The following is a 23,774-nucleotide window of genomic DNA, read 5'->3' as shown; positions in this document are numbered from 1 at the left end:
TCTCTCATCCAAGGTGCTTCCCTGCCCATGTTCCTGCCGACCGAAGTCCTCGACAAGATGCGCGTGGTCATTGCGGACGCCAATCAGGTGGTCCGCACCTGGGTGCGCACGCAGCTGTCGCAGGCCGGGGTCAAGCATGTGGCGATGGCCGGCACATCTGCCGATCTGCTGCGCCAGTGTTCCGCGGTCACACCCGACGTAGTGCTGTGCGACTACAACTTCGGCGAGAAGCAGGACGGCCTGCGGGTACTTGAAGAACTTCGGCTGAACGACATCCTGCCGCTGTCATCGGTATTCATGATCGTGACCGGTGAGCGGGTGCGCAAACGTGTGGTGTCGGCTGCCGAATTCGCCCCCGACGACTACCTGCTCAAACCCTTCACCTCAGGTCAGCTGGGCGAGCGTCTGGTGAAGGCGGTGGAAAAAAAGCATGCGCTCAAGTCCATCTACGAACAGATGGCGGCCCGCAATCTGGAAGGCGTGCTGGTCGAATGCGACCGCGTACTCAGCAGCGTGCCACGCTACTCGATGGACGCGCTGCGCATCCGCGCCGAAGCGCTGATCGCGCTCACCCGGCTGGACGAGGCGGCGGAAATCTACAAGGCAGTGATGGCGCGCAACACCGTGCCCTGGGCACGCATCGGCTACGCCATGGTGCTGCGCGAACGCGGCGAAACGTCGGAAGCCGTCCGCCACGCAGCCGAGATCAATCAGGAATTCCCTGAATTCATGGGTGTGTACGACTTTCTCGGCGAGCTTCACGAGAAGGCCGGCGAGCTGGATCAGGCACGCAGCTACTACGAACGTGCCGATTCGATCGCGCCAGACAATCTGCGCCGTCTGCGCAATATCGGCGAAATCTGTCTCGAAGCCGGCGATGCGGAAGAAGCGGCCAAGGTGATGCGGCGCGTGCTCGAACGCACCGAAGGTACGTCGCTGGCCAGCGCGGAAGACCACCTCACGCTGATCAAGAGCCTGATCGAACTGCCCGACGCCGGCAGCGAACTGAATCAGCGGCTGAACGAAATGAAGCCGCTGCTGCAGGGCAGCGCGTCAGCCACAGTGCTGGCCGACGCGCTGGAAGCGCGGGTAAAGGCTCAGCAGGGCGACGAAAACGGCGCACGCGCAGCGATCGAACGTGCGCTCAAAGCGCACTCGGAACTGCAGAAGCAGGACGCACTGGCCACGACCGAACTGGCCGACGCCTGTTTCAGGACGAATAACGACGAGGCGGCCACTGGGCTGGTCGAGCAGCTTGAAGCCAGCGGCACTGCACCGAACCGCCTGAAACGGCAGAACGCACGTTCAGCCCGCGAACGCGCTCAGGCCGCGGCCGCCCAGCTGGAAGCCGAAACCGGATCCGGCCCTGACCTCGACCATATTGAAGCCGAACTGAGCCGGCTGGCCGATGTGATCAAGCGGCTCGATCCGAAGTGGAACGATGCACTGGCCGAAGAGGCGCGCAACATTCTGATCGACGTATTCACGCTGGCGCCGCGCGAACGCCGGGTGATCGACGCGCACATCCATTACAACCGCGTGGCCCAGAAACACGGCTACGACCGGCACAAGCCGACCGCTCGCTCGAGCGGCGAAGACTGAACCCAGTCAGCGCTAGGCAGTCAGCGCAAACGGCAGCACCGGCAGATCTGAGCCCAGCGCGGCCGCACTGACTCCCAGCCACTGCTCGGCAAGTGCCGAGTGAAGCGAGCGGAAATCCAGCGTGGCCGGCAATCCGCCCCGCGCATCCAGCGCTTCGAGATCGGCGGCCGCGCCGCGCAGCCCGCCCGCCACCCGGCCACCGGCGATCAGCTGCACGCTGGCGTTGCCGTGATCGGTGCCGGCACTGAGATTTTCGTTGGCCAGCCGGCCGAATTCGCTGCGCGTCAGCACCAGCGTGTCCTGCCAGCGCCCCATCGCGGTCAGCGCATTGCGCAGCGCAGCCAGCGAACGGGCGAGCGAATCAAGCAGTCGCGCGTGGGTGGTTGGCTGGTCTTCGTGGGTATCGAAACCGTCGAGCGCCACCCGAATCACCGTGGCGTCGGAACCTGCGGCCAGTTCGGCACAGGCACGCGCCAGCGCATCACCCAGCGCATCTGCCGGAAAACCGAAGCGCGCGGTCAGCGCCTCGCCATCGGCGCAGGCCAGGCTGCGACAGCGCGGCAGGCCGTGCAGCGGCCCGGGCAGATCAGAGGTGACCACCAGTGCCTGCGTGGCAGCCCGGCGGCTCGGCTCATGCATTGCCAGGCAGCGGGCCAGCCAGCCCGGCTGCAGCGGGCTGTCGTCAAGCCGGCCGCTGTCCATGATTTCGGTGGCGCGGTGATGCGACAGACTGCCGTCGGCGCAGCCCACACCCTGCAGCAATGCGAGCTGGCCGTCCTGCCACAGCGGCATCAGCGGACGCAGTGCCGGATGCAGCCCCTGCCCGTCCGCCACCGGCAACAGCGCCCGGCGGTCCAGCGCGATGGTCGGGCGAAGCCGGTAGTAGGCGGCCTGACCGTAGGGCACCAGCGTGTTGAGACCGTCGTTGCCGCCGACCATATCCACCAGCACCAGCAGACGGCCGGCGGGGGCTGCTGCGACCTGGCCGAGGGGCGCCAGCGCAAGCGAGGCGCTGCCGGCTGTGAGCAAGAAATGCCTGCGGTCCATTCAGACTCCGTCAGGGAAGAAAGCGCCGCTGCAACGCGACAGCGGCACGGGGACGAGCGGAATGCTGCGGGAAATCAGGGGCCGGGCGCGTCGCGGTACAGTTCGCGTGCCGCGTCACGGATGTCACGCCGCAGCTGGCGGCGCTCTTCGGGCGTCATGCGGTTGCTGCGCGTATCGCCGTAATCAAGGCGGCGCACCGGGCCGGCTTCATCATCGAAGCGACGCATCGGCTGCATCGTCGCGCCAGCCGGAATCACACGTTCGAGGCGCTGCGGCTCGGCAAAGTCGCGACGACCGCCCGGCTCACCTGCCAGCACCGGTACCGACGCAAACAGGGCAGCCCCGACGCACGAGCCGGCGATCAGGCCGTACAGTCGCGAACCGGCAAGCTCTGCACACTTCATCCGCTGTTGCTCCTTCACTGCGCCACGTGTCCGAGGGTGTCCGCCTCTGCGGGAACGCCGGCCATGAGCAGCCCGGCGGCCGGATTGTAGAGTGAGCGACTGGCCCGGTGTAGTAAGTACTGCAGCTGTAGATGCGTATCCGCAACACTTTCGGAATCCGCTGGGGCCGTCACCTTGCCGCCGTCGAATGGATGCATTGCCCTCGGCGCTTCGGCCGGTGCCCCGGCCGCGCCGACTGGCGAAGGTGCTGCCATCAGGCTGCCGGACAGCGCAAGAAGGGATACGAGCAGGCTTGTTCTCATCGACGTTTTCATCGGCGACTCCGCGGTCAGCAGACCGTAAATGCACCGCAAACCGGTACTGGACCGATGCTGAGCGGCCGCTGTAAGCGTTCTGTGTAGCCTGCCCCGGGCTTTGTAAGCATGGGTAACCAGGGCACCGCCGGGTAACATCCGCTCACGGCGCAATTGAACTGGCCGGAGCCGCTCGGGTAGCATCGCCGCATGGAAGAAAAAAAACGCAAGATCCTTGTCGTCGATGACGACGCCCGCCTGCGCGCTCTGCTGGAGCGCTACCTCGGCGAACAGGGCTTCACCGTCAAGTCAGTGGCCGACAGCGGCCAGATGGACAGGGCGCTGGCACGCGAACTGTACGACCTGATGGTGCTCGACCTGATGCTGCCGGGCGAAGACGGTCTGGCGATCTGTCGCCGGCTGCGCGCCCAGGACAACGCGATTCCGGTGGTCATGCTGACCGCCAAGGGCGACGAGGTCGACCGCATCGTCGGTCTGGAAATGGGTGCTGACGACTACCTGCCCAAGCCCTTCAACCCGCGCGAACTGGTGGCCCGCATCAATGCGGTGCTGCGCCGGCAGGCGCCCAAGCCGCCACCGGGCGCCCCCACGCTGGACGAACGCGTGGTGCACTTCGGTCAGGTCGAGGTCAATCTGGCGGCCCGCACGCTGACCCGCGACGGTCAGGAACAGGTGCTGACCACCGGCGAATTTTCGCTGCTCAAGGTGCTGCTCGAATCGCCACGCGTACCGCTGTCGCGCGACAAGCTGATGGAGCTGGCGCGCGGCCGCGAATACGACGCTTTCGACCGCTCGATTGACGTGCAGATGTCCCGCCTGCGCAAGCTGGTCGAGGACGATCCGGCCAAGCCGCGCTACCTGCAGACGGTATGGGGCTTCGGTTACGTGTTCGTGCCGGACGGCACCCGGCATGGCTGACACCCGCTGGCGGTTCGCCTTCTCGTGGTGAAACGCAGCCGCCGGCGCGGCAGTCTTGCGCGCTGGACAGGCCAGACCCTCGCCCGCCCGATGCGCCGCTTCACGCTGCTGCCGCGCTCGCTGCTCGCCCGCACCTTCCTGCTGCTGGCTGCGCTGCTCACTGCTTCGGTGCTCGCCTGGTCCGGCATCTACAGCTGGCTGGAACAGGGCCCGCGCGCGCAGCAGGCGGCGCAGATCATCATCAGCGTGATCAACCTCACCCGCGCGTCGCTGGTGAGCGCTGACCCGCAGCGCCGGCTTGAGCTGCTGACCGAACTGTCGATGCGCGAAGGCCTGCGCATCTACCCGGACGGCGACATTCCCGGCTTCGAACCGATGGCCGGCGACCGCTCGCTGGCCACCATCGAGCAGGAACTGCGCCGCCGGCTCGACCCGCGCACCCGCATCGTCGTGTCCAAGGGGCTGCAGAGCGGCCTGTTCGTCAGTTTCAGCATTGCTGACGAAGAAGGCGTGGATGATTACTGGCTCATGCTGCCGCGCAGCCGGATCGAGCGACCGCTGGCGCTGGAAGTGATCGGCTGGGGCACGGCCGCGCTCATTCTGGCGCTGGGCGGCGCCTATCTGATCGTGCGTCGGGTGACTCGCCCGCTGGCAGCGATGAAACGCGCCGCGCGCGCCATTGGTCGTGGCGAGCGCCCTGCCCCGCTGCCGGTTCAGGGCGCTGAAGAACTGGCCGAAGTCGCCAGCGCCTTCAACCAGATGGCCGACGATCTCGCACGCAACGAGGACGAACGCGCGCTCATTCTGGCCGGCATTTCACACGATCTGCGTACGCCGCTCACCCGGCTGCGGCTGGACATGGAACTGGCCGGACTGGACCCGGACACGGTGCGCGACATGAGTGCCGACATCGACGACATGGACAAGATCATCGGCCAGTTCCTCGATTTCGCACGCATCACGACCGGCGAGGAGCCGGTCGAAGGCGATCTGGCCAGTCTGGTGCTGGAAGCCTCTCAGGCCTACGCCCGGCACGACAAGCCGGTGCAGCTCGGCCGGGTCGACCCGCTGCCGGCACTGCGCTTCCGGCCGCTGGCGATACGCCGCTGCCTGAACAACCTGATCGACAATGCGCTGCGCCACGCTGGCGAAGACAGGCCGATCGATCTGCTGTGCCGGCTTGAGGGCGGGGAGGCGTGGATAGAGGTGTGTGACCGCGGGCCGGGCATACCGCCGGAGCAGGTCGATCGGCTCAAGCGGCCCTTCACCCGGCTCGATTCGTCGCGCACCGGCCAGAGCGGCGCCGGGCTCGGCCTGGCCATCGTCGACCGCACGCTGCGCGCGCACGGCGGCCGCTTCGACCTGCTGCCGCGCGAGGGCGGCGGCCTGATCGCGCGGCTGAGCCTGCCGCTGCCGGCAGGCTCGCCCGTGAAACACTGATCAGTGCTTCGTCGCCTCGACGGCTTCTTCCGCCGGCGGGGTTTCGGCTGCGCCGCGGGTTGCGGTCCGGTCCAGCAGAATGCGCAGGTGACCCAGCGACAGCAGCTGGGCATAGACCAGCCCCATCCAGCCGCGGCGGAACAGGTCGACCGCCGCCGCTGCGGACAGTGCCTGCAGCTTGGCTTCGTCGATCACCCACAGGCCATCGAGGCGGAACTTGCGGCCGTCGTTCAGTTCGGCCATTGCGCTCATTTCGTTGAGCAGGCCCAGCTGTTCGATCTCACGGCAGAATTCTGCGGTGCGCTGCGCCTCGTTCTGGTAGCCCTGCACGAAAGCCAGTGCATTCTTCAGGTAGTCGGTTTCCGCGCCGTTCTCGTCGAACAGGCGCTCGCCCTCTTCCGCATTGAAGCCCGGGAACTTGTCGTCCATGCACACCAGCAGTTTGTCCGGTGCGTTGTTGTCCTGCACCGCGACGAAGGGGTAGCGGCGCACGAAGGCCGGCACATAGCGCGCGTCCCATTTGCCTTCCGGCGTGACATAGAGGTTTTCCGCGTCGCGCAGGCCGAGCAGCGCCACCGGCACCAGGCCGCCGGGCAGGCGGGCGAACACGATGGGGTACTCGCGGGCAACATCGCCGAACTCGACCAGGGCCAGCGGCACGCAGTTGGTTTCCGCGGCGAACTTCAGGTTGTCCTGGGGCTTCAGGCGCAGGTCGCGGTGGGTGTCGCGGTTGAGCACGACCACATTGTCGTAGAACAGCAGGGTTTTCATGGCACTCCTCGGTTCGGTGTAAGCGTGCAGCGCCCGGATTCTATGCTGCGGGCGATGACGGCCCTGCGAAAAAGGTCCGCCGCCGGTGCAATGAAGAAGCCCGCCTGCACGATAAAATCACGGATTCACGCAGGACATTACCGATATGAGCACCCCAACCTTTTACGACTACATCGGTGGCGAAGACACCGTCCGCCGCCTGGTCGACCGCTTCTACGACCTGATGGACACGCTGCCGGAGGCCTACGGCATCCGCAAGCTGCACCCGGCCGACCTGTCCGGTTCGAACCAGAAACTGTTCATGTACCTGTCCGGCTGGCTGGGCGGCCCGCAGCTGTTCGTGCAGGCCTACGGTCACCCGCGACTGCGCGCCCGTCACCTGCCCTTCGCCATCGGAGAAGCCGAGCGCGACCAGTGGCTGATGTGCATGCGACTGGCGGTGGATGAGGTGTTGCCGCCGGACGAGGCGAACGCACAGCTGCTGAAAGCGATCGAGGATCTGGCCGACCACATGCGCAACCGGGAAGGCTGACGCCGCCGATTCAGCCCAGATCGCGGGTGACCGACTGCAGGCGCAGCTGACGTGCGTGGGCGTGGCGTGCGCGCAGCCTAGGGTCGGCGGCGACGATGCTGGCAGTTTCGCCGATCACCATCACCACGCCCAGCACCGGAAGCACCAGCAGCAGGCCGGCCACGCCGGCCACCGCGCCGCCGACGAAAATCATCAGTACGGTGACCAGCGGGTGCATCTTCAGGCTGCGGCCTATGGTCAGCGGCATGAACACGAAGTCATCCAGCAGCCGTACGAATACGAACAGCCCGACTGCAGCGTAGGCCACGCCGGGCGATCCGGGGAAGTCGGTCGCCGCCACCATCACCACGACCGCACAGCCCAGAATGGAGCCGACATAGGGCACCCAGGCCAGCACGGCGGTGATCAGGCCCAGCATGAGCGGCGACGACAGCCCGATCAGCCACAGGCCGAAAGCCAGACACAGTGCATCGAGAACGGTGAGCTTGATCAGGCCCTGGAAGTAGGCGCGCGCAGTGCGGTCAACCTCGTACAGCAGATGCAGCGTGCGCTCGAAATAGGCGTTGGGCATCGCCCGTGCGAGAAAACGCTGGAAGCGGCGCCCATCGCGCAGGAAAAAATAGGCGAGAAAGGGCGCCAGCAGGAAGGACGGCAACCAGGCCGCCACGCCCATCATCAGCCCAGGCAGGCGCTCCTGTGCAAACCCTTCGCCAGCTGCCGCGATATGGGAGGACACCGCATCGGCCACATGGGCATCACGCATGAAACGGGACTGGGTTTCCAGCGCGCGCAATGTTTCATCGAGCAGGGCCAGCCCGCCCTGCAGATAGCGCTGGCCGGTGTCCTGCACGCTGACCGCATGGGCAGCGAACCAGGGCAGCATCAGCGCGAAGCATGCGATCAGCAGCACCGCGAAGGCACCGACCGTGATGTTGGCGGCCGCCTCCTGCGAAAAGCCGGCGAACACCAGACGCTGCACCGGCGGATACAGGAAGTAGTAGGCGATCAGCCCGAACAGGAAAGGCAGCACCAGCCACAGCAGGTGCTGGAACAGGAACAGTGCCAGCGTGGTGGCGAGCAGGATGCCGCACCAGGCCAGCGGCCCGGCGCCGGACGGCTGCAGCCGCCTCACAGATGACCTTCCTGGCGGGCGCCGGCATTGGCCTGGCGCAGCCGCCCTCCGAGATGGCGGGCCAGAGACAGCGCGATCTTGGACGCGATCTTGGGGTGGGTTTCCAGCAGGCTCATGAAATCCGCGCGAAAAAACACCACCAGCCGGCAGTCGCTGTGCGCGCGGGCCTGGGCTGCGCGCGGGGCCTGATCCAGCAGCGCCAGTTCGCCGAACACCTCGCCCGGCGCCAGCAGCGCCAGCCGGTGCGGGCTTCCGCCGTCCGCGCGCAGGATTTCCACCTCGCCCTCGACGATGGCGTAGATCGCCTGGCCTTCATCGCCCTGGTCGAACACGATTTCGCCCGCCAGATACTGACGTTCGTGGCGCAGCCCGTGCACCACCTTCAGTTCGCGCGCGCTCAGCGACGAAAAAAGCTTGATCTGGCGCAGCGGCTGCAGCGCGGCAGGTTCATCGTCGCGGCCGAAAAAACGCACGTGGTGCTCCGGTGGGCGTGGGGTGAGGGTCAGCGCGCAAGCATACCGGCTTTCGCCGCCCGCTTTTGCGGCGCATTTGTTGAATTCCCCCTATCCTTGCCGGTCACAGGCGCGATCGCCACAACAAGAACAGACCATGACATCACGACTGCTGCGCTGGATCGATCAGAACATCCTGTCCCTCGGGCGCGAAATGCGCCTTTCCTACCTGCCGCCGCTGATGGTCTATATGGCGGCTGGCATTCAGGGCCTGACCGGCATCGTCGGCACTTTCTTCGTCAAGGACTATCTCGGGCTGTCGGCCGAATTCCTGGCCGCACTCGGTTTCTGGGTAGGCATACCGTGGGCGCTGAAAATGCCGATCGGCCATCTGGTCGATCTGCTGTGGCGTTTCAAGAGCCTGCTCATCTATCTGGGCGCCACGCTGATCGCCGCCAGCCTGCTCATCATGGCCGGCCTGATCGCCGAGCGCGAGGCGATGGCGGCGCTGCTGCCGGTCAATACCTGGTTCGTGATCAGCACGCTGCTCAGCCCCATCGGCTACGTGCTGCAGGACGCGGTGGCCGACGCGATGACGGTCGAGGCGGTCCCGCAGATCGATGAGCAGGGCCGGCCGGTGCCGCCGGAACAGCTCAAGCTGATGCACACCACGATGCAGACGCTGGGCCGGGTCGCCATCATCGGCGGCAGCGTGCTGGTGGCACTGATCAACCTGTATGTGTTCGCTGGCACCGAAAAGCTGCCGGAAGCGCAGAAGGTGCTGATCTACCGTGACATCTACCTGATGGCGCTGGTCATTCCGCTGGTGTCGGTGGCCGGCGTGGCCTTCGCCGCCTGGCTCCGGCGCGGCGCCCTCTCCGCCCACATGTCGCGCGGCCTGTCGCGTGCCGAGGCGGCCGCCCTGCTGCGCGACCCGGACAGCCATACCGCCCCCAACTGGTGGATTCTCGGCGGCAGCCTGGTGTTCGTGGTGTTCACGCTGGGCATGGGCCTGTCCGACCTGAAGTGGAACCAGGAAATCATTTTCGCCGGTTCGTTCGCCATCATCGCCTTCCTGATGACCAAGCTCACCCGCGAACTGGAACCCGCCGCGCGCAACACGCTGATCGGTACCGCGCTGGTCATCTTCATGTTCCGCGCCACCCCGGGCACCGGCCCCGGCGTGTCGTGGTGGACCATAGACGTGCTCGGTTTCGACCAGGCCTTCTTTTCGGTGCTGTCGCTGATCGGCAGCGCGCTGACGCTGGCCGGCATGTTCATGTTCCGCCGTTTCATGGCGGAACGCTCGATCACCTATGTGGTGGGCTGGCTCACCGCGGCCGGCTTCATCCTGTCGATGCCGACGCTGGGCATGAGCCTGGGCCTGCACGAATGGACCGCCCGCATGACCGGCGGCGTGGTGGACGCCCGCTTCATCGCGGTAATCGACACCGCGCTGGAATCGCCGCTGGGCCAGATTTCGATGATTCCGATGCTGGCCTGGATCGCCAATTCGGCACCGGCCCACCTGAAAGCCACCTTCTTCGCGGTGATGGCCTCCTTCACCAACCTCGCGCTGTCGGCCAGCCAGCTCGGCACCAAGTACCTGAACCAGATCTACGTGCTGTCACGCGAGGTGAAGGACCCGGCGACCGGCGCGGTCATGACCGCCGCGCACTACGGCGACCTGACCCCGCTGCTGCTCACCGTGGTGGCCATCGCGGTCATCATGCCGGTCGGCGCCATCCTGATCGCACGCGCGCTCGGCCTGCGCAGCGCCTGAACCCGGCTGCGGGGAGCGCCGTCCCCGCAGCGTCCTGCTAGGCCAGCCAGCGCTCGACCAGCCGCGTCCAGTAGGTCACGCCCAGCGGGATGATGCGGTCGTTGAAGTCGTAGCGCGGGTTGTGCAGCATGCAGCCGCCGCCCTCGGCATGCGCCGGGTCGGACGCCGCGTCCGGGCCCCCGCCGTTGCCCAGCCAGACATAGCAGCCCGGCCGTTCCTGCAGCATGTAGGCGAAATCCTCTGCGCCCATGCTGGGCGGATAGTTCACATGAACCTTGCTGTCGCCGAACACCTCGCGTGCGACCGCAGCGCAGAAGTCCGCCTCGCTTGCGGTATTGATGGTCGGCGGGTAGCCACGGCGATAGGTCGCCTTCGCGCTCACGCCGTGTGCGGCCGCCACCCCCTGCACCACGCGCTGGATGCCGCTTTCCAGCTGGTCGCGCACTTCCGGCGTGAACGCGCGCGCGGTGCCGCCCAGCCGGGCCGACTCGGGAATCACGTTGTAGGCCTCGCCGGCGTGAAACTGGGTCACGCTCACCACGCCGCATTCGACCGGCGGCAGGTTGCGCGACACGATGGACTGCAGCGCCTGCACCATGGCCGCGCCCGCCAGCACCGGATCGGCGCCCAGATGAGGCATGGCCGCGTGGGCGCCGCGGCCCGCGATGTCGATGTCGATCGAATCACTGCACGCCATCGCAGGGCCGGTATGCACCGCCATCTGTCCCACCGGCAGGCCGGGCCAGTTGTGCAGGCCGAACACTGCCTGCATCGGGAAACGTTCGAACAGGCCGTCGGCAATCATGGCCGGCGCACCACCCGCGCCCTCCTCTGCCGGCTGGAAGATGAAATACACGGTGCCGTCGAAGCCGCGGGTTTCCGCCAGATATTCGGCGGCGGCCAGCAGCATCGCGGTGTGGCCGTCGTGGCCGCAACCGTGCATGCGCCCGGGGTGGGTGGAACGATGGGCGAAGGTGTTCTGCTCGGTCATCGGCAGCGCGTCCATGTCGGCGCGCAGGCCGATGGCTCCGCTGCCGTTTCCGTTGCGCAGCACGCCCACCACACCGGTGCGGCCGATGCCCTCATGTACCTCGATGCCGGCTTCGCGCAGCACGCGCGCCACCACCTTCGCGGTCCGGTTTTCCTCGAACGCCAGTTCGGGATGCGCATGCAGGTCGCGCCGCAGTGCGGTCCAGCGCGCGACGCGGGCATCCAGCGCGTCGACCAGCGGATGCAGTGCGTTCATGAAAGCTCCTCGATATCCGAAAACAGGGCCGCCTGCCCGCGCAGCACGCCGGCCTCGTCGATCACGTTCCACACGGTGGCGCGGCGGATGCGGAACAGCCGGCCGTCCGCCCTCACCCGCACCCCGCTGTAATCCGGAATGTAGCCGTCGCGGCTCACCTGCTCCAGCAGCCGGGCGCGCTCGTCGCGCTCCGGTGCGCGGGCCGACAGGCGGGAGGGCAGCGTGACGAAGGTGGCCCAGTCGTAGCCGAACACCTGCTGTGCGTGCCGGTTGGCGTAGTTGAACACCGGATCCGCTTCGGTGCCGTGCGACACCAGCGCGAACGGCGCGTCGTAAAGGGCGTCCGGCGGGACGCCAAGGTCATGGCCCACCAGGCGGCGGTGACTGTCGGCAAGCAGCGCGCCGTGTGCGCGCAAGAACTTCGGGTCGGGCATTGCGGTCATGCTCCCGAAGATACCATCGTCCCCATGCGCACCGACCTGATCACGCTGCGACCGGAAGGCCTGTACTGCGCCGCCGGCGACTTCCATATCGACCCCTGGCGTCCGGTGGCACGCGCGGTCATCACGCACGCCCACTCGGACCATGCGCGCACCGGTCACGCGGCCTATCTGGCCAGCCGCGAAGGCGAGCGGGTGCTGCGCGCCCGCCTCGGCGACATCGCGCTGCAGACCCTGGACTACGGCGAGCGGCTGCGCATCGGCGACGCCACCGTGTCGCTGCACCCGGCCGGCCACGTGCTCGGCTCGGCGCAGGTGCGGGTCGAGGTCGAGGGTGAGGTGTGGGTGGCCTCCGGCGACTACAAACTGGAGGCCGACGGCACCTGCAGTGCATTCGAGCCGGTGCGCGCGCACACCTTCATCAGCGAATCGACCTTCGGTCTGCCGGTGTATCGCTGGCGTCCTCAGGCTGAACTGCTGGCCGAACTGAACCGCTGGTGGGCGGCCAATGCCGACGCCGGCCGCAGCAGCGTGGTGTTCGCCTACGCCTTCGGCAAGGCGCAGCGCATCCTGGCCGGCCTCGATACGCGGATCGGCGCGGTGATCTGTCACGGCGCGGTCGAGGCAATGAACCGCGCCTACCGCGACAGCGGCGTCGCGCTGCCGGCAACGCGCGCGGTGTCCGAAGGGCTCGACGCCGACCTGCTGCGCCGCGCCCTGGTGATCGCCCCGCCTTCGGCCCAGGGTTCGCCGTGGATGAAACGCTTCGGCGATTACGCCGACTGCTTCGCCTCCGGCTGGATGCAGGTGCGCGGCGCACGGCGGCGGCGCGCGGTGGACCGCGGGCTGGTCATGTCCGACCACGCCGACTGGCCTGCGCTGATGCGCGCGATCGGCGAAACCGGTGCCCAGCGCGTCATCGTCACCCACGGTCAGGTCGCGCCCATGGTGCGCTGGCTGAACGAACAAGGGCTGGAAGCCGGCGCCTTCCGCACCGAATTCGGCGACGAACGCGACGATGCGGACAGCGCACTGCAGACGGCCACCGGCGACGCGGACGCACCGCCCGCATGAAGCGCTTCGCCACCCTGTACGACGCGCTGGACGCCAGCACCTCGACCCGGGCCAAGGTGGAGGCGATGCGCGCCTACTTCGCCGCCACGCCGGCTGAAGATGCGGCGTGGGCGGTCTACGTGCTGGCCGGCGGCAAGCTGCGTCAGGCCGCCCCCAGCCGTCTGCTGCGCGAAACCGGGGCCCGCGTCGCCGGCCTGCCCGACTGGCTGTTCGACGAATGCTACGAAGCGGTCGGCGATCTGGCCGAAACGCTGGCGCTCATCCTGCCGCCGCCCGAAGCGGACGGCGACGTACCGCTGCACCGCTGGGTGGACCGCCTGGGCGCCCTGCGCGCGGCGGGCGCCGGTGACAAGCCGGCGCTGCTGGAATCCGCCTGGCGCGCACTCGACGCGCGCAGCCGTTTCCTGTTCAACAAGCTCATCACCGGCGGATTGCGGGTCGGCGTGTCACGGCTGCTGGTGACGCGCGCGCTGTCCTCAGTGGCCGGCGTGCCCGCCGAAACCATCGCCCAGCGACTCATCGGGTATCTCGCGTCCGACCCTTCTCGCGCCGGCATGAGCGGTGCGCGCTACGAGGCGCTGATCGCCCCGCCGGGCGACGGTGAACTGGGTCTGCAGCCCTATCCCTTCTTCCTCGCCCACCCGCTGCAGCAGGCACCGGCGGAGGTGCTGGGCGCTGCGGAGGACTGGCTGGCGGAATGGAAATGGGACGGCATACGCGGCCAGTTGGTGCGCCGGGCCGGCGAGGCGGCACTGTGGTCGCGCGGCGAGGAGCTGGTAAGCGAACGCTTTCCGGAACTGATCGAAGCCGCGCTCACCCTGCCCGAGGGCTGCGTGCTCGACGGCGAGGTGCTGGCCTGGCAGGACGGCGCGCCGCTGCCCTTTGCCCGGCTGCAGACCCGCATCACCCGCAAGACCGTGAGCCGCCGGCTGATCGCCGACGTGCCGGTCGTGTTCATGGCGTACGACCTGCTGGAACAGGACGGGCAGGATCTGCGTCCGCAGCCCCAGTGGACGCGCCGCCAGAAGCTGGAGCAGCTGCTCGCCACCCGCCCTCATCCGCGCCTGATGAGTTCGCCACTGATCGGCGGCGACTGGCCAACGCTGGCCGGGCAGCGCGCGCAGGCCCGCGATCGCGGGGTCGAGGGCCTGATGCTGAAACGGCGCGACGCGGCATACGGCGTGGGACGGGTGAAATCGGACGCGCGCGGCCAGTGGTGGAAGTGGAAGATCGATCCCTGGACGGTCGATGCGGTACTGCTGTACGCCCAGCGCGGGCACGGCCGCCGCGCCGGGCTGTACAGCGACTACACCTTTGCGGTGTGGTCCGAGGCGGCCGACGGCACGCGCACGCTGATGCCCTTCGCCAAGGCCTATTCCGGCCTGACCGACGCCGAAATGCGTGCGGTCGATGCTTTCATCAAGGCCAATACGATCGAGCGCTTCGGCCCGGTCTGTTCGGTGCGGCCTGAACTGGTGTTCGAACTGGGCTTCGAAGGTCTGCAGGCCTCACCCCGGCACAAGTCGGGCATCGCGGTCCGCTTTCCGCGCATGCTGCGCTGGCGTCAGGACAAGCCGGCCGCCGAAGCCGATACGCTGGAGGCGCTGAAAGCCCTGCTTTCAGCGGGCACTGCAATCCGGAATGAATAATCCGTTCGGCTGATCGACGCTGGCATCGGCATGCGACGGACTGCAGCGGTTTTCATGCCGGGTTCATGTCATGCGCGCTCGTATGCGGGTTGTTTCTGTTCTTCCCTGGCTGGCCGTCCATGCCCTGCCCGCAGCCGCGGCGATCTCCGGCAGCGTGAGCTGTTCCGGTGCGATGACCACGCTGACCGGCGAAGGCATCCACATCCAGTGTGCCGGGGCGCTGTCGCTGAGCGACGCGGTGGTGAACGATCCGCTGCGTGTCGTGCTGGAGGCATCCGGCGCGCTCAGCCTGACGCGCAGCGTACTGCAGGCCCCCGTGCTGGAGTTGGTATCGCCCCGGATCGACCTCGACAACCGATCCAGCCTGAACGGAAGGGAGGTCCAGATACTGTCCTCGCCTTCCATACCGCCGGCTCCGCTTGCACCGCGCACCGGCTCGCTGCCGATCGGCGGGAGCACGCTCGGGGTCAGTCCCGTTACGGGTGGATCTGTTGGACTCACCGGCGCGGTCCGTTTTCAGGCCCGCGCTCGCCAACATTGCCCCGCAGCGGCGGTACGCTGCAGCTGGGCGGCGGTACGCACACGTTGACGGTCAGCACTCAGGGCGGCAACGTCGGCAATGCGCCCGGGGTGATGGCTTCCACCGTTCCAGAGCCCTCGCAGGCGCTGCTTTTCGCGGCCGGTCTGGCGGCGCTCATGCTGCGCCGCACACGGAAATCCGGGCAGCGATAGTTTCGAATCACCGCCGCGGCGTATGCTGCGCCTCATGAGCACGCTGTACGGCATCGATTTCACCTCCGCCCCGTCGGCCCGCAAGCCGATCACTGTCGCGTCCGGTGACCTGGCCCAGGACGGCACAGTGCACCTGCGACGGGTCGAGCGCTTTCCGTCCTGGGCAGGCTTCGAAGCCTTCCTGCGCCGGCCCGGCCCGTGGCTGGGCGCGTTCGACTTCCCCTTCGGCCTGCCGCGCGAATCGGTGCTGGAGCACGGCTGGCCTACAGAATGGGCCGGTCTCGTGCGTACCGTTACCGCGCTGTCGCGCGCCGAATTCAAGGCGCTGGGCGATGCCGAACGTGCGCAGAGACCGGTGGGCGACAAATACACCCACCGCGCGACCGACCGGCCGGCCGGCTCGCACAGCCCGATGAAATGCGTCAACCCGCCGGTCGGCTGGATGTTTCTCGAAGGCGCGCGCCGGCTGCTCGACGCCGGCGTGCACATTCCAGGCATGCACGGTGGCGACGGCCAGCGCGTCACGCTTGAAGCCTATCCGGGCTGGCTGGCGCGCAGCATCGTGGCAGGGTCGTACAAGAGCGAATCGGCCTCCGGGCAGACACGCGAACGGCTGGCCAACCGCATGCTGCTGTCCGAAGCGCTGCTGCGCGGCCAGCATCCGCTCGGCGTGGCGCTGCGCTGCGACGACAACGCCCTGATGGAAGCGATGATCAGCGACGGTACCGGCGACACGCTGGATTGCGTGCTCTGTCTGGTGGAAGCCGCCTGGGCCTGGCTGCGACGCGACGCGGGCTATGGGCTGCCGCTGCACATCGATCCGGTCGAAGGCTGGATCGTCGGTGTCCCGCGACCAGACGCGACCGCCCCTCTCAGGCACTGAACACATCGGTGCGGCGGCCGGCCAGCACCTTCTGAACCAGCGGATGCTGCACCCGCCGCTCGGCGGAAATCGCGTAGAAGTGCTCGACCACTTCGGTGCAGCGCCCGACCAGCGTCAGCGCGCGGTGCCCGGTCAGTTCCTCGTGTGACCATTCTGTCGCCGGAAAGGCGCCCAGCCCGCTTTCGCCGAAGATGGCGAGCAGCGCACTGTCCTCGAATTCACCGGCCACCTGCGGTCGCAGACCGCGCCGCTCGAACCAGTCCTCGATGCGCGCACGCACGGCTGCATGGCGGGTGGGCAGCAGCAGCGGCATGCGCTCCAGACAGGCCGGAAAGCCGATGTCCGCAGCGGCCGCCAGGGCGGCCGGCGCATACCATTCAAGCGCCGCGTCGCCGACCGGATGGCTGTACACCCTGAGGTTGGGATTGGCCGGCGCCGGCCGGTCGGCCAGCACCACGTCCAGCCGGTGCAGTGCCAGGTCGGCCAGCAGGTCGTCGAATTCGTCCTCCACGCACACCAGGTGCAGGCCGGGTGTTTCGGTCGCCGGTTCGAGGATGTGGCGCACCGCCGCCTTGGGCAGGCCGTCGGAAATGCCCACCGACAGCCGCACGCCCTGTGACTGCGCCGCCTCCCTGACCGCCAGCGGCAGCTGTTCACCCAGCTGGAAAATCTGTTCGGCCAGACGCACCGCAGCCGCGCCGGCCGCGGTCAGCTCGACGCTGCGACCGGCCGGTTTGAACAGCGCGTGGCCCAGCGCGCGCTCGAGTTCGCGTATCTGGGTACTTACCGTCTGCACCGCCATGTCCAGCCGTTCGGCTGCGCGTGCAATGCCCCCTTCCTTGCTGGCGACCCAGAAGTAATACAGATGACGATAGTTGAGCATGGCGGGCTCTAATTTCTGTTTTTACGAAGTAAAACTACCATCAACATCCATTTTTAGGAAATCCGTCTCTGCGTACAGTGGCGTCTCCCATCCACATGGAGATGAGCCATGGAAGTGATCGTCGAAACACGCCACCCGGAAGGTCAAGCGCTGCGCAGTGTGGCCGAGCGCCGTCTGCGCTTCGTGCTGCGGCGTCTGGCCTGGCGCATTCCCCGGGTGACGCTGCGACTGGCCGATACCAACGGCCCGCGCGGTGGCGAAGACAAGGAAGTGCAGGTCACGCTGCAGCTGCCGGGCAGCCGCCCGCTGCTGGCCAGCGCCCGGGCGCGCGACTGGCACGCCGCGCTGGACGGTGCGCTCGAGCGTGCCAGCCAGCGCCTGCTGCGCACGCTGAACCGCAGCAGGCAGCGGCTGCATGAACGCAGCCGTCCGGAACCCCTGCCCACCTGAACCAATATTCCGACATTCAATCAAGGAGATGACGATGAATGACCGACTTTCCCGCGCGCGCCCGCTGACGCTGCGCGCCGATGTATCCGACGCCACGATGGTCGTCGATGAGCGCGCCCGCGGCGTGCTGCGCAACACCTGGATGCTGCTGGGCCTGAATCTCGCGTTCAGCGCTGCCATCGCATATCTGGCCATGGCAGCGAAATGGCCGGCCCCCGGCATCCTGCTGACCCTGGGCGGCTACTTCGGTCTGCTGTTCGCAGTCACGAAATTCCGCGACAGCGGCGTCGGCGTGCTGCTCACCTTCGCGCTGACCGGTTTCATGGGCTATACGATCGGCCCGCTGCTCAATGCGGTGATGGCGCTGCCCGGCGGCAGCCAGACCATCACGCTGGCGCTGGGCGCGACCGCCGGCGTGTTCCTGGCAATGGCCGGCTGGGCCACGGTGACGCGACGCGACCTGTCGGGCATGGGCAGTTTCCTGTTCATCGGCATGGTGGTGGCGATGCTGGCCGGTCTGGGCGCGATCTTCTTCGAAATCCCGGCGCTGTCGCTGGCGGTGTCGGCCGCAGTGGTGCTGCTGATGGCCGGCATGATCGCGTTCGAAACCCAGCGCATCGTGCGCGGCGGTGAAACCAACTACGTGATGGCCACCACCAGCCTGTTCGTGTCCATCTTCAATCTCTTTACCGCACTGCTGCAGCTGTTCGGCTTCGCTGGCAGCAGGGACTGATCAACCTCCTCCGGTGCATCCCGGTTATCCGCGCGCGGCCTACGCCGCCCGCGGATTTTTTTCGTCCACGCTCAGGCACCCTGGTGGCTCAAGTCGGCAGGAGATCTTCCCGATAAACGGTGACGAAGTGTTTTGCCGAAGCGCGCCGCAGGACGCGCGGCACTCATCGCGGAGGAGCCATGTTGAAAAATCTGAGTGTGCGCAAGGCGTTCGCACTGTTCGGCGCATCGTCGGCGCTGGTGTGCTGCATCGTGCTCAATCTGGCAACCGGCGGCGCCAACCTGCCGCTGCAGATCGGGCTGTCGACGCTGCTGCTGGCCGGCGGCGCGATGACCGGCGCCGTCATCGGCCGCTACTACGGACGACGGGCAGAAGTGATCGTCGGCGGGCTGAATGCGCTGGCCAAGGGGCATCTGGACTGCCGGCTCGATCTGGATGGCCGCGATGATTTCGCCTGGCTCTGTTACGAGTACAACGCCGCCCGCAAATCGGTGAAAAAGCTGGTCGAGCATATGCAGGGCCTGTCCAGCACCCTCACCTCGGCCGCGGTGGAGCTGTCGCAGCACTCGGGCAGTGCGCGCGAGAACGGCGCACGCCAGCTCGATTCGATCCGCGCGGTGGGCAGCGCAATCGAACAGATGAGCGGCAACATCCGCGACATCGAATCAATCTCTCATGAAGCCGACGATCTCGCGCGCAACGCCGGCGAGGCATCACGGGTCGGCAAAAGCACGCTGCAGGCTTCGCTGGCCAGCGTGAATGCGGCATCTGACAAGATGGCTGCCTCGCTCACCGTGATCGAAGAGCTGGTCGAGGATTCGCGTGCGATCAACCGGATCAACGACCTGATCAAGGAACTGTCCGACCAGACCAATCTGCTGGCGCTGAACGCGGCGATCGAAGCCGCCCGCGCCGGCGAACAGGGCCGCGGTTTCGCCGTCGTGGCCGACGAGGTGCGCAAGCTGGCGCAGCGCAGCCAGGTGTCGGCCAACGACATCAGCCAGCTGGTGGTGCGCATACGCGATGACGCGGAGCGCACGATAGAACTGGTGCGCAGCGCGAACACCGAAGTCGATGGTGCAACCGGCAGCACCGCGACCGCGGTGAACGAATTCGACGACATACTGGGCCGTCTGGAAGCGCTGTCCAGCCGCTCGGCCACCATTTCCAGCAGTCTGGGCGCGCAGAACAGCGCGGTGGCGGAAATCGTGCGCAATACCGATCTGCTGTTCGGACTGTCCGAGCGCTCCGCCTCCGGCGCGGAAGAAACCGCCCGCCAGGGCGACGAAGTTGCGCAGTCGGCCAGATCATTGCAGGAGGCGGTGCAGGCTTTCCGCATCTGAGCGGTCGTTCGCACGACATTCGATCCACCCGCTCCCGGTAGCAAAGATGGCGACGCGCTTTCACCTGCTGTTCGGCCCGGCCATCCGCCTGATGAACAGGCTGGACTACCCGCGAAAGTTCGCAGTGCTGGGCGGTCTGATGCTGCTCGCGCTCACCGTGGTCGCGCACAGCCTGTATCTCAGCCTGAGTCAGGACATCCGCGCGGCCGAACACGAACTGGCCGGACTGGAACGCATACGCACCCTGACCCGCATCGTGCAGCGGGTGCAGAAGCATCGCGGGCTGGCCGCCGGCGAACTCGGTGGCGTGCTCGCGATGGCGGCCGAAAGACAGGCGCGGGAAGCGGAAACCAATGCGCTGTTCGAACAGCTGGGCGCACAGCTTCCGGCCGAACTGGGCACGCAGCGCGACCTGTTCGCGATCCGGACCGACTGGGAGCGGGTGCGCAACCAGGGCACGGACATGGATGCTCACGCCAATTTCGACGCGCACACCCGGCTGATCGAGCGACTGCTCAATTTCGAAGCCGATGTGGCCGACGCCTACGGTCTCACGCTGGACCCCGATGCCGCCTCCTTCTATCTGATCGACAGCAGCGTGAGCAAGCTGCCCGCCACGATGGAAAGGCTGGGCCGGGTGCGCGCCTTTGGCATCGCGGTGGTATCGGCGGGTCGTGCCACGCCGGAGCAGGTCATCGAGCTTTCGGCGCTGGTGACCGAGCTGGATTCCGCACGCAAGGTCGCCGGCTACAACATCGAGAAGACCGGTCGCTACAACCCCTCGCTGCAGTCCGCCATGTCGCGCTCGGCGATCGACATCGGCGATTCGCTGACCGCCATCGTGCGTCAGGTCCGGACCGATATCCTGTCCGGTCCGATCACGGTCGGTGCCGAGGCCTTCTATGCGCACGCGACCACCACGATAGACGGCATCTATGTGCAGATCGAACACATGCTGCTGCCAGCCGCCGAACGACTGATACATGAAAGGCTGGAGGGCCTCCGGCATGCCCTGCGGCTCACCATGGGCCTGGTGTTCGCGCTGCTCGGCGGCGCGCTCTATTGTTCCATCGGCGGCTATTACGCGATCACCCGCTCGGTGCGCAGCCTGGCCGATTCAGCCCGCGCACTGGCAAACGGCCGGCTGGAAGAGCGCATCCACCTCGACAGCCGGGACGAACTGGGCCAGGTCGCCGACAGCTTCAACAACATGGCCACCGGACTGTCCGCCCTGATCGCCACCCGTCGCGACAACGAGGACACGATGCGCGCCATCATCGATTCCGCGCTCGATGCGGTGGTGCAGATGAACGAGGACGGCGAGGTCACCGGCTGGAACCCCCAGGCCGAGGCCATCTTCGGCTGGACACGCAGCGAGGCGGTCGGCCGGCCGATGCACGAACTCATCGTGCCGCCCGGCTACCGCGAGGCCCATGTGCGTGGCCTGCGCCACTTCCTTGCCACCGGCACCGGCCCGGCACTGAACCGCCGGCTCACCATCACCGGCCGTCATCGTGACGGCCACGACATTCCGATCGAACTGACCATCGCGGTCAGCCGCGTGAATGGCCGGCACGCCTTCAGCGCCTTCATCCGCGACATCACCGAACAGAAAAAGGCGGAAGAGCTGATCTGGACCCAGGCCAACTATGATGTGCTGACCCAGCTGCCGAACCGCCGCATGTTCCGCGACCGGCTGGATCAGGAGCTGCTGAAGGCCAACCGCAGCGGCCGTTCGATGGTGCTCATGTTCATCGACCTCGACCGCTTCAAGGAAGTCAACGACGCCTTCGGCCACCAGACCGGCGACGTCGTGCTGATCGAGGCGGCGCGCCGCATCCGAAGCTGCGTGCGCGAATCGGACACGGTCGCCCGGCTGGGTGGCGACGAGTTCACGGTCATCCTGTCGGAACAGGACGATGCCGCGAACGCGCAAAGGGTGGCCTCCGACATGCTGCAGATGCTGACCGCGCCCTACGACCTGGGCCACACCTCGGCCCACCTTTCGGCCAGCATCGGTCTCACCGTCTATCCGCAGGATGCCGCCGACGCCGACGGCCTGATACGCAACGCCGATCAGGCCATGTACGGCGCCAAGGACAGCGGTCGCAACTGTTTCAACTTCTTCGTCAGTTCAATGCAGGAAGCCGCGCAGAAGCGGCTGCAGCTGATCAAGGACCTGCACGCCGCGCTGGACCAGGGGCAGCTGGTGCTCTACTACCAGCCCATCATCGGGCTGGAAACCGGCACCATACACAAGGCAGAGGCACTGCTGCGCTGGCAGCACCCGCAGCGCGGCCTGGTCAGTCCGGCCGATTTCATTCCGCTGGCCGAAGAGACCGGGCTCATCGTGCCGATCGGCGACTGGGTGTTCCGCGAAGCCACCCGTCAGCTGCTGCACTGGCGCCACAGATACGCACCCGAGCTGCAGATGGGCGTAAACAAGTCGCCTGCCCAGTTCGAGCGCAGCACCAGCGAAGAGGGCTGGATAGACCATCTGCAGGCGCTGGGCCTGCCTGGCGGCAGCGTGGTGATCGAAATCACCGAAAGCCTGCTGCTCGACGCCACCAACAAGGTCGCCCGCCAGCTCGGCAAGTACCGCGAAGCCGGCATGCAGATTTCGATCGACGATTTCGGCACCGGCTATTCGGCGCTGTCCTATCTGACCAAGTTCGACATGGACTACCTGAAGATAGACCAGTCCTTCGTCCGCAACATGACCCAGGATCCGGCCGGCAGCGCGCTGCCTGAAGCCATCATCCTGCTGTCGCACAAGCTGGGGCTGACGGTGGTGGCCGAAGGCGTGGAAACCGTCGCCCAGCGCGATCTGCTGCGCGAACTGGGCTGCGACTACGCACAGGGCTACCTGTTCTCGCGGCCTCTGCCGGCGGCGGAATTCGAATCGCTGCTGGCGATGCAGAACGCGTCGCCGCAGGGCTACGCCAGTCTGCTCGGCGTGAACTGAACGTGGCTCAGCCGGCGATCAGGCCGACGGCCAGCGCTACGCCATGCACGGTTGCGGCGGCGATGGTGAGGCGGATCGGATCGGGCAGTCGCGACAGTTCACCCTCGGCGGTCGCAAGCAGATGCGCCGCGCGCAAGGACAGCGGCAAGGACAGCAGCGCGGCCAATGCACCCAACGGCAGCACGCCGGTGACGACACCCAGCAGCGGCAGCGCGTGGGCGGTCAGGGCCACACTGCGGTAGAGAAGCGCCGCTGCAGCCGGCCCCAGCCTGACCACCAGAGTGCGCTTGCCCACCGCGGCGTCGGATGCCGCATCCGGAAAGCCGTTGATCAGCAGGATGTTGGCCACCAGCAGCGCCAGACCGAGCGAGGCAGTCAGCGGCAGCGCCGAAAACTCCGCACGCTGCACGTAGTCACCCCCCATCACCAACAGGCTCCACGACGCCCCCACGGTCAGCTCACCCAGCCCGCGCTTCATCAGCGCAAGTGGCGGCGCAGAATAGGCCCAGCCCAGCAGCAGGCCGGCCAGCCCGATGGCGAGCAGCCCGGGCCCGCTGAATACCGCGAGCGCGATGCCGGCCGGCACCACGAAGGCCGCCAGCGCCCAGGCAAGACGGCCGGTATCGCGCACGCTCACCTCGCCGTTCTGAATCAGGCGCGAACCGCCGGTAAAGGGGGAGATTGCGGTCCGGTTGGCGGCATCCGCGCCGTTCAGCGCGTCGTGGTAATCATTGAGTACATTGGCGGCCGCGTGGGCCAGGATGGCCAGCAGCACCGACACCGCCGCACGCATCGGCTCGAAATGGCCGTCATGCGCGGCGCTCGCCACCCCGATCAGGACGGCGACTGCAGTGATGGTCAGGAAGCCGGGGCGCGTCATGCGCACCTTCAGGCTCAGGGAAGGTGCGGCGGCAGCGACGGACATGAAGGAAGCGTCGTGATGGAAACGGCGCCGATGTTCTCACACGCCGCGTCACAGAA

Annotated in this window: 24 protein-coding genes; 14 read left to right on the top strand and 10 right to left on the bottom strand. The window is 67.1% G+C overall.

Going from position 1 to position 23,774, the window contains the following annotated elements; translation table 11 throughout:
• Nucleotides 1-27 precede the first annotated feature (27 nt).
• The gene (locus tag METUNV2_RS0109520; RefSeq protein ID WP_018229240.1) at nt 28-1,602 is read left to right on the top strand and encodes a response regulator; all 1,575 of its coding nucleotides are present in this window, start codon (nt 28-30) and stop codon (nt 1,600-1,602) included.
• A 12-nt stretch (nt 1,603-1,614) separates the two neighbouring features.
• On the opposite strand, the gene METUNV2_RS0109515 is transcribed toward METUNV2_RS0109520, so the two are convergent.
• The 3 genes from METUNV2_RS0109515 to METUNV2_RS0109505 form a co-directional block, all read right to left on the bottom strand.
• On the bottom strand, nt 1,615-2,649 hold the full coding sequence (locus METUNV2_RS0109515; RefSeq protein WP_018229239.1) for a DUF1501 domain-containing protein: 1,035 nt from the start codon (nt 2,647-2,649) through the stop codon (nt 1,615-1,617).
• Nucleotides 2,650-2,723: 74 nt separating this feature from the next.
• Complete coding sequence (locus METUNV2_RS0109510; RefSeq protein ID WP_018229238.1) at nt 2,724-3,053, bottom strand: hypothetical protein; 330 nt, start codon at nt 3,051-3,053, stop codon at nt 2,724-2,726.
• Between the two features lie 14 nt (nt 3,054-3,067).
• Entirely contained in the window at nt 3,068-3,367 is a 300-nt protein-coding gene (locus tag METUNV2_RS0109505; protein WP_018229237.1) for a hypothetical protein, read from the bottom strand.
• A 189-nt stretch (nt 3,368-3,556) separates the two neighbouring features.
• Here METUNV2_RS0109505 and ompR point away from each other — a divergent pair, with 189 nt between their 5' ends.
• Entirely contained in the window at nt 3,557-4,285 is a 729-nt protein-coding gene (gene ompR, locus METUNV2_RS0109500; RefSeq protein ID WP_018229236.1) for an osmolarity response regulator transcription factor OmpR, read from the top strand.
• A gap of 24 nt (nt 4,286-4,309) precedes the next feature.
• Nucleotides 4,310-5,725 carry an ATP-binding protein gene (locus METUNV2_RS0109495; protein ID WP_051081904.1) on the top strand — a complete coding sequence of 472 codons (1,416 nt, stop codon included), beginning with the start codon at nt 4,310-4,312 and terminating at the stop codon, nt 5,723-5,725.
• Here the strand turns inward: METUNV2_RS0109495 and METUNV2_RS0109490 are convergent, their stop codons facing one another.
• Entirely contained in the window at nt 5,726-6,496 is a 771-nt protein-coding gene (locus tag METUNV2_RS0109490; protein WP_018229234.1) for a SapC family protein, read from the bottom strand.
• Between the two features lie 145 nt (nt 6,497-6,641).
• On the opposite strand from METUNV2_RS0109490, the gene METUNV2_RS0109485 reads away from it, so the two are divergent.
• Nucleotides 6,642-7,028 (top strand): group II truncated hemoglobin, encoded by a 387-nt coding sequence (locus METUNV2_RS0109485; protein WP_018229233.1) that lies wholly within the window; start codon nt 6,642-6,644, stop codon nt 7,026-7,028.
• Between the two features lie 10 nt (nt 7,029-7,038).
• Here METUNV2_RS0109485 and METUNV2_RS0109480 read toward each other — a convergent pair whose 3' ends face one another.
• Both METUNV2_RS0109480 and METUNV2_RS0109475 read right to left on the bottom strand, forming a co-directional pair.
• Nucleotides 7,039-8,160, bottom strand: a complete 1,122-nt coding sequence (locus tag METUNV2_RS0109480; RefSeq protein ID WP_018229232.1) for an AI-2E family transporter — start codon at nt 8,158-8,160, stop codon at nt 7,039-7,041.
• On the bottom strand, nt 8,157-8,633 hold the full coding sequence (locus METUNV2_RS0109475; protein ID WP_018229231.1) for a cyclic nucleotide-binding domain-containing protein: 477 nt from the start codon (nt 8,631-8,633) through the stop codon (nt 8,157-8,159). The genes METUNV2_RS0109480 and METUNV2_RS0109475 overlap by 4 nt, the downstream gene beginning before the upstream one ends.
• A 136-nt stretch (nt 8,634-8,769) precedes the next feature.
• Between METUNV2_RS0109475 and METUNV2_RS0109470 the strand changes: the two genes are divergently transcribed.
• Nucleotides 8,770-10,395 (top strand): membrane protein, encoded by a 1,626-nt coding sequence (locus METUNV2_RS0109470; protein WP_018229230.1) that lies wholly within the window; start codon nt 8,770-8,772, stop codon nt 10,393-10,395.
• Between the two features lie 37 nt (nt 10,396-10,432).
• Here the strand turns inward: METUNV2_RS0109470 and METUNV2_RS0109465 are convergent, their stop codons facing one another.
• Both METUNV2_RS0109465 and METUNV2_RS0109460 read right to left on the bottom strand, forming a co-directional pair.
• Complete coding sequence (locus tag METUNV2_RS0109465; RefSeq protein WP_018229229.1) at nt 10,433-11,641, bottom strand: M20 aminoacylase family protein; 1,209 nt, start codon at nt 11,639-11,641, stop codon at nt 10,433-10,435.
• A complete protein-coding gene (locus METUNV2_RS0109460) occupies nt 11,638-12,084 on the bottom strand; it encodes an MEKHLA domain-containing protein (RefSeq protein WP_026188031.1) in 447 nt (148 codons plus the stop codon). The genes METUNV2_RS0109465 and METUNV2_RS0109460 overlap by 4 nt, the downstream gene beginning before the upstream one ends.
• A 24-nt stretch (nt 12,085-12,108) precedes the next feature.
• Between METUNV2_RS0109460 and METUNV2_RS0109455 the strand changes: the two genes are divergently transcribed.
• From METUNV2_RS0109455 to METUNV2_RS0109440, 5 genes are all read left to right on the top strand, one after another.
• Complete coding sequence (locus tag METUNV2_RS0109455; RefSeq protein ID WP_018229227.1) at nt 12,109-13,155, top strand: ligase-associated DNA damage response exonuclease; 1,047 nt, start codon at nt 12,109-12,111, stop codon at nt 13,153-13,155.
• Nucleotides 13,152-14,804: an ATP-dependent DNA ligase gene (locus METUNV2_RS0109450; protein ID WP_018229226.1), complete on the top strand. Its 1,653-nt coding sequence runs from the start codon at nt 13,152-13,154 to the stop codon at nt 14,802-14,804. The genes METUNV2_RS0109455 and METUNV2_RS0109450 overlap by 4 nt, the downstream gene beginning before the upstream one ends.
• 70 nt (nt 14,805-14,874) lie before the next feature.
• Nucleotides 14,875-15,393, top strand: a complete 519-nt coding sequence (locus tag METUNV2_RS0109445; protein ID WP_157281368.1) for a hypothetical protein — start codon at nt 14,875-14,877, stop codon at nt 15,391-15,393.
• A gap of 44 nt (nt 15,394-15,437) precedes the next feature.
• On the top strand, nt 15,438-15,536 hold the full coding sequence (locus METUNV2_RS20340; protein ID WP_420038389.1) for a PEP-CTERM sorting domain-containing protein: 99 nt from the start codon (nt 15,438-15,440) through the stop codon (nt 15,534-15,536).
• A 34-nt stretch (nt 15,537-15,570) separates the two neighbouring features.
• Entirely contained in the window at nt 15,571-16,419 is an 849-nt protein-coding gene (locus METUNV2_RS0109440) for a DUF429 domain-containing protein (RefSeq protein ID WP_232415653.1), read from the top strand.
• Here METUNV2_RS0109440 and METUNV2_RS0109435 read toward each other — a convergent pair.
• A complete protein-coding gene (locus METUNV2_RS0109435) occupies nt 16,409-17,302 on the bottom strand; it encodes a LysR family transcriptional regulator (RefSeq protein ID WP_018229223.1) in 894 nt (297 codons plus the stop codon). The two genes, METUNV2_RS0109440 and METUNV2_RS0109435, sit on opposite strands and share 11 nt — an antisense overlap.
• 108 nt (nt 17,303-17,410) lie before the next feature.
• On the opposite strand from METUNV2_RS0109435, the gene METUNV2_RS0109430 reads away from it, so the two are divergent.
• From METUNV2_RS0109430 to METUNV2_RS0109415, 4 genes are all read left to right on the top strand, one after another.
• A complete protein-coding gene (locus METUNV2_RS0109430) occupies nt 17,411-17,752 on the top strand; it encodes an HPF/RaiA family ribosome-associated protein (protein WP_018229222.1) in 342 nt (113 codons plus the stop codon).
• Nucleotides 17,753-17,786: 34 nt separating this feature from the next.
• Nucleotides 17,787-18,485, top strand: a complete 699-nt coding sequence (locus METUNV2_RS0109425) for a Bax inhibitor-1/YccA family protein (RefSeq protein ID WP_018229221.1) — start codon at nt 17,787-17,789, stop codon at nt 18,483-18,485.
• Between the two features lie 179 nt (nt 18,486-18,664).
• Nucleotides 18,665-19,828 (top strand): methyl-accepting chemotaxis protein, encoded by a 1,164-nt coding sequence (locus METUNV2_RS0109420; RefSeq protein ID WP_018229220.1) that lies wholly within the window; start codon nt 18,665-18,667, stop codon nt 19,826-19,828.
• Nucleotides 19,829-19,874: 46 nt separating this feature from the next.
• Nucleotides 19,875-22,793 (top strand): EAL domain-containing protein, encoded by a 2,919-nt coding sequence (locus tag METUNV2_RS0109415; RefSeq protein ID WP_018229219.1) that lies wholly within the window; start codon nt 19,875-19,877, stop codon nt 22,791-22,793.
• Between the two features lie 7 nt (nt 22,794-22,800).
• On the opposite strand, the gene METUNV2_RS0109410 is transcribed toward METUNV2_RS0109415, so the two are convergent.
• Complete coding sequence (locus METUNV2_RS0109410; RefSeq protein ID WP_026188029.1) at nt 22,801-23,718, bottom strand: prenyltransferase; 918 nt, start codon at nt 23,716-23,718, stop codon at nt 22,801-22,803.
• Between the last annotated feature and the right edge of the window lie 56 nt (nt 23,719-23,774).

The organism is Methyloversatilis universalis EHg5, from assembly GCF_000378945.1.
GTDB lineage: Bacteria > Pseudomonadota > Gammaproteobacteria > Burkholderiales > Rhodocyclaceae > Methyloversatilis > Methyloversatilis universalis_A.
This window is presented reverse-complemented; position numbering and strand designations above follow the sequence as displayed.

Coding starts and splice junctions, on each gene's coding strand:
- METUNV2_RS0109510 (WP_018229238.1), bottom strand. CDS start 3,053: ATGAAGTGTGCAGAGCTTGCCGGTTCGCGACTGTACGGCCTGATCGCC.
- METUNV2_RS0109490 (WP_018229234.1), bottom strand. CDS start 6,496: ATGAAAACCCTGCTGTTCTACGACAATGTGGTCGTGCTCAACCGCGAC.
- METUNV2_RS0109505 (WP_018229237.1), bottom strand. CDS start 3,367: ATGAAAACGTCGATGAGAACAAGCCTGCTCGTATCCCTTCTTGCGCTG.
- METUNV2_RS0109430 (WP_018229222.1), top strand. CDS start 17,411: ATGGAAGTGATCGTCGAAACACGCCACCCGGAAGGTCAAGCGCTGCGC.
- METUNV2_RS0109440 (WP_232415653.1), top strand. CDS start 15,571: ATGAGCACGCTGTACGGCATCGATTTCACCTCCGCCCCGTCGGCCCGC.
- METUNV2_RS0109515 (WP_018229239.1), bottom strand. CDS start 2,649: ATGGACCGCAGGCATTTCTTGCTCACAGCCGGCAGCGCCTCGCTTGCG.
- METUNV2_RS0109420 (WP_018229220.1), top strand. CDS start 18,665: ATGTTGAAAAATCTGAGTGTGCGCAAGGCGTTCGCACTGTTCGGCGCA.
- METUNV2_RS0109485 (WP_018229233.1), top strand. CDS start 6,642: ATGAGCACCCCAACCTTTTACGACTACATCGGTGGCGAAGACACCGTC.
- METUNV2_RS0109465 (WP_018229229.1), bottom strand. CDS start 11,641: ATGAACGCACTGCATCCGCTGGTCGACGCGCTGGATGCCCGCGTCGCG.
- METUNV2_RS0109455 (WP_018229227.1), top strand. CDS start 12,109: ATGCGCACCGACCTGATCACGCTGCGACCGGAAGGCCTGTACTGCGCC.
- METUNV2_RS0109460 (WP_026188031.1), bottom strand. CDS start 12,084: ATGACCGCAATGCCCGACCCGAAGTTCTTGCGCGCACACGGCGCGCTG.
- METUNV2_RS0109520 (WP_018229240.1), top strand. CDS start 28: ATGTTCCTGCCGACCGAAGTCCTCGACAAGATGCGCGTGGTCATTGCG.
- METUNV2_RS0109415 (WP_018229219.1), top strand. CDS start 19,875: ATGGCGACGCGCTTTCACCTGCTGTTCGGCCCGGCCATCCGCCTGATG.
- METUNV2_RS0109470 (WP_018229230.1), top strand. CDS start 8,770: ATGACATCACGACTGCTGCGCTGGATCGATCAGAACATCCTGTCCCTC.
- METUNV2_RS0109445 (WP_157281368.1), top strand. CDS start 14,875: ATGCGCGCTCGTATGCGGGTTGTTTCTGTTCTTCCCTGGCTGGCCGTC.
- METUNV2_RS20340 (WP_420038389.1), top strand. CDS start 15,438: ATGGCTTCCACCGTTCCAGAGCCCTCGCAGGCGCTGCTTTTCGCGGCC.
- METUNV2_RS0109435 (WP_018229223.1), bottom strand. CDS start 17,302: ATGCTCAACTATCGTCATCTGTATTACTTCTGGGTCGCCAGCAAGGAA.
- METUNV2_RS0109410 (WP_026188029.1), bottom strand. CDS start 23,718: ATGTCCGTCGCTGCCGCCGCACCTTCCCTGAGCCTGAAGGTGCGCATG.
- METUNV2_RS0109450 (WP_018229226.1), top strand. CDS start 13,152: ATGAAGCGCTTCGCCACCCTGTACGACGCGCTGGACGCCAGCACCTCG.
- METUNV2_RS0109425 (WP_018229221.1), top strand. CDS start 17,787: ATGAATGACCGACTTTCCCGCGCGCGCCCGCTGACGCTGCGCGCCGAT.
- ompR (WP_018229236.1), top strand. CDS start 3,557: ATGGAAGAAAAAAAACGCAAGATCCTTGTCGTCGATGACGACGCCCGC.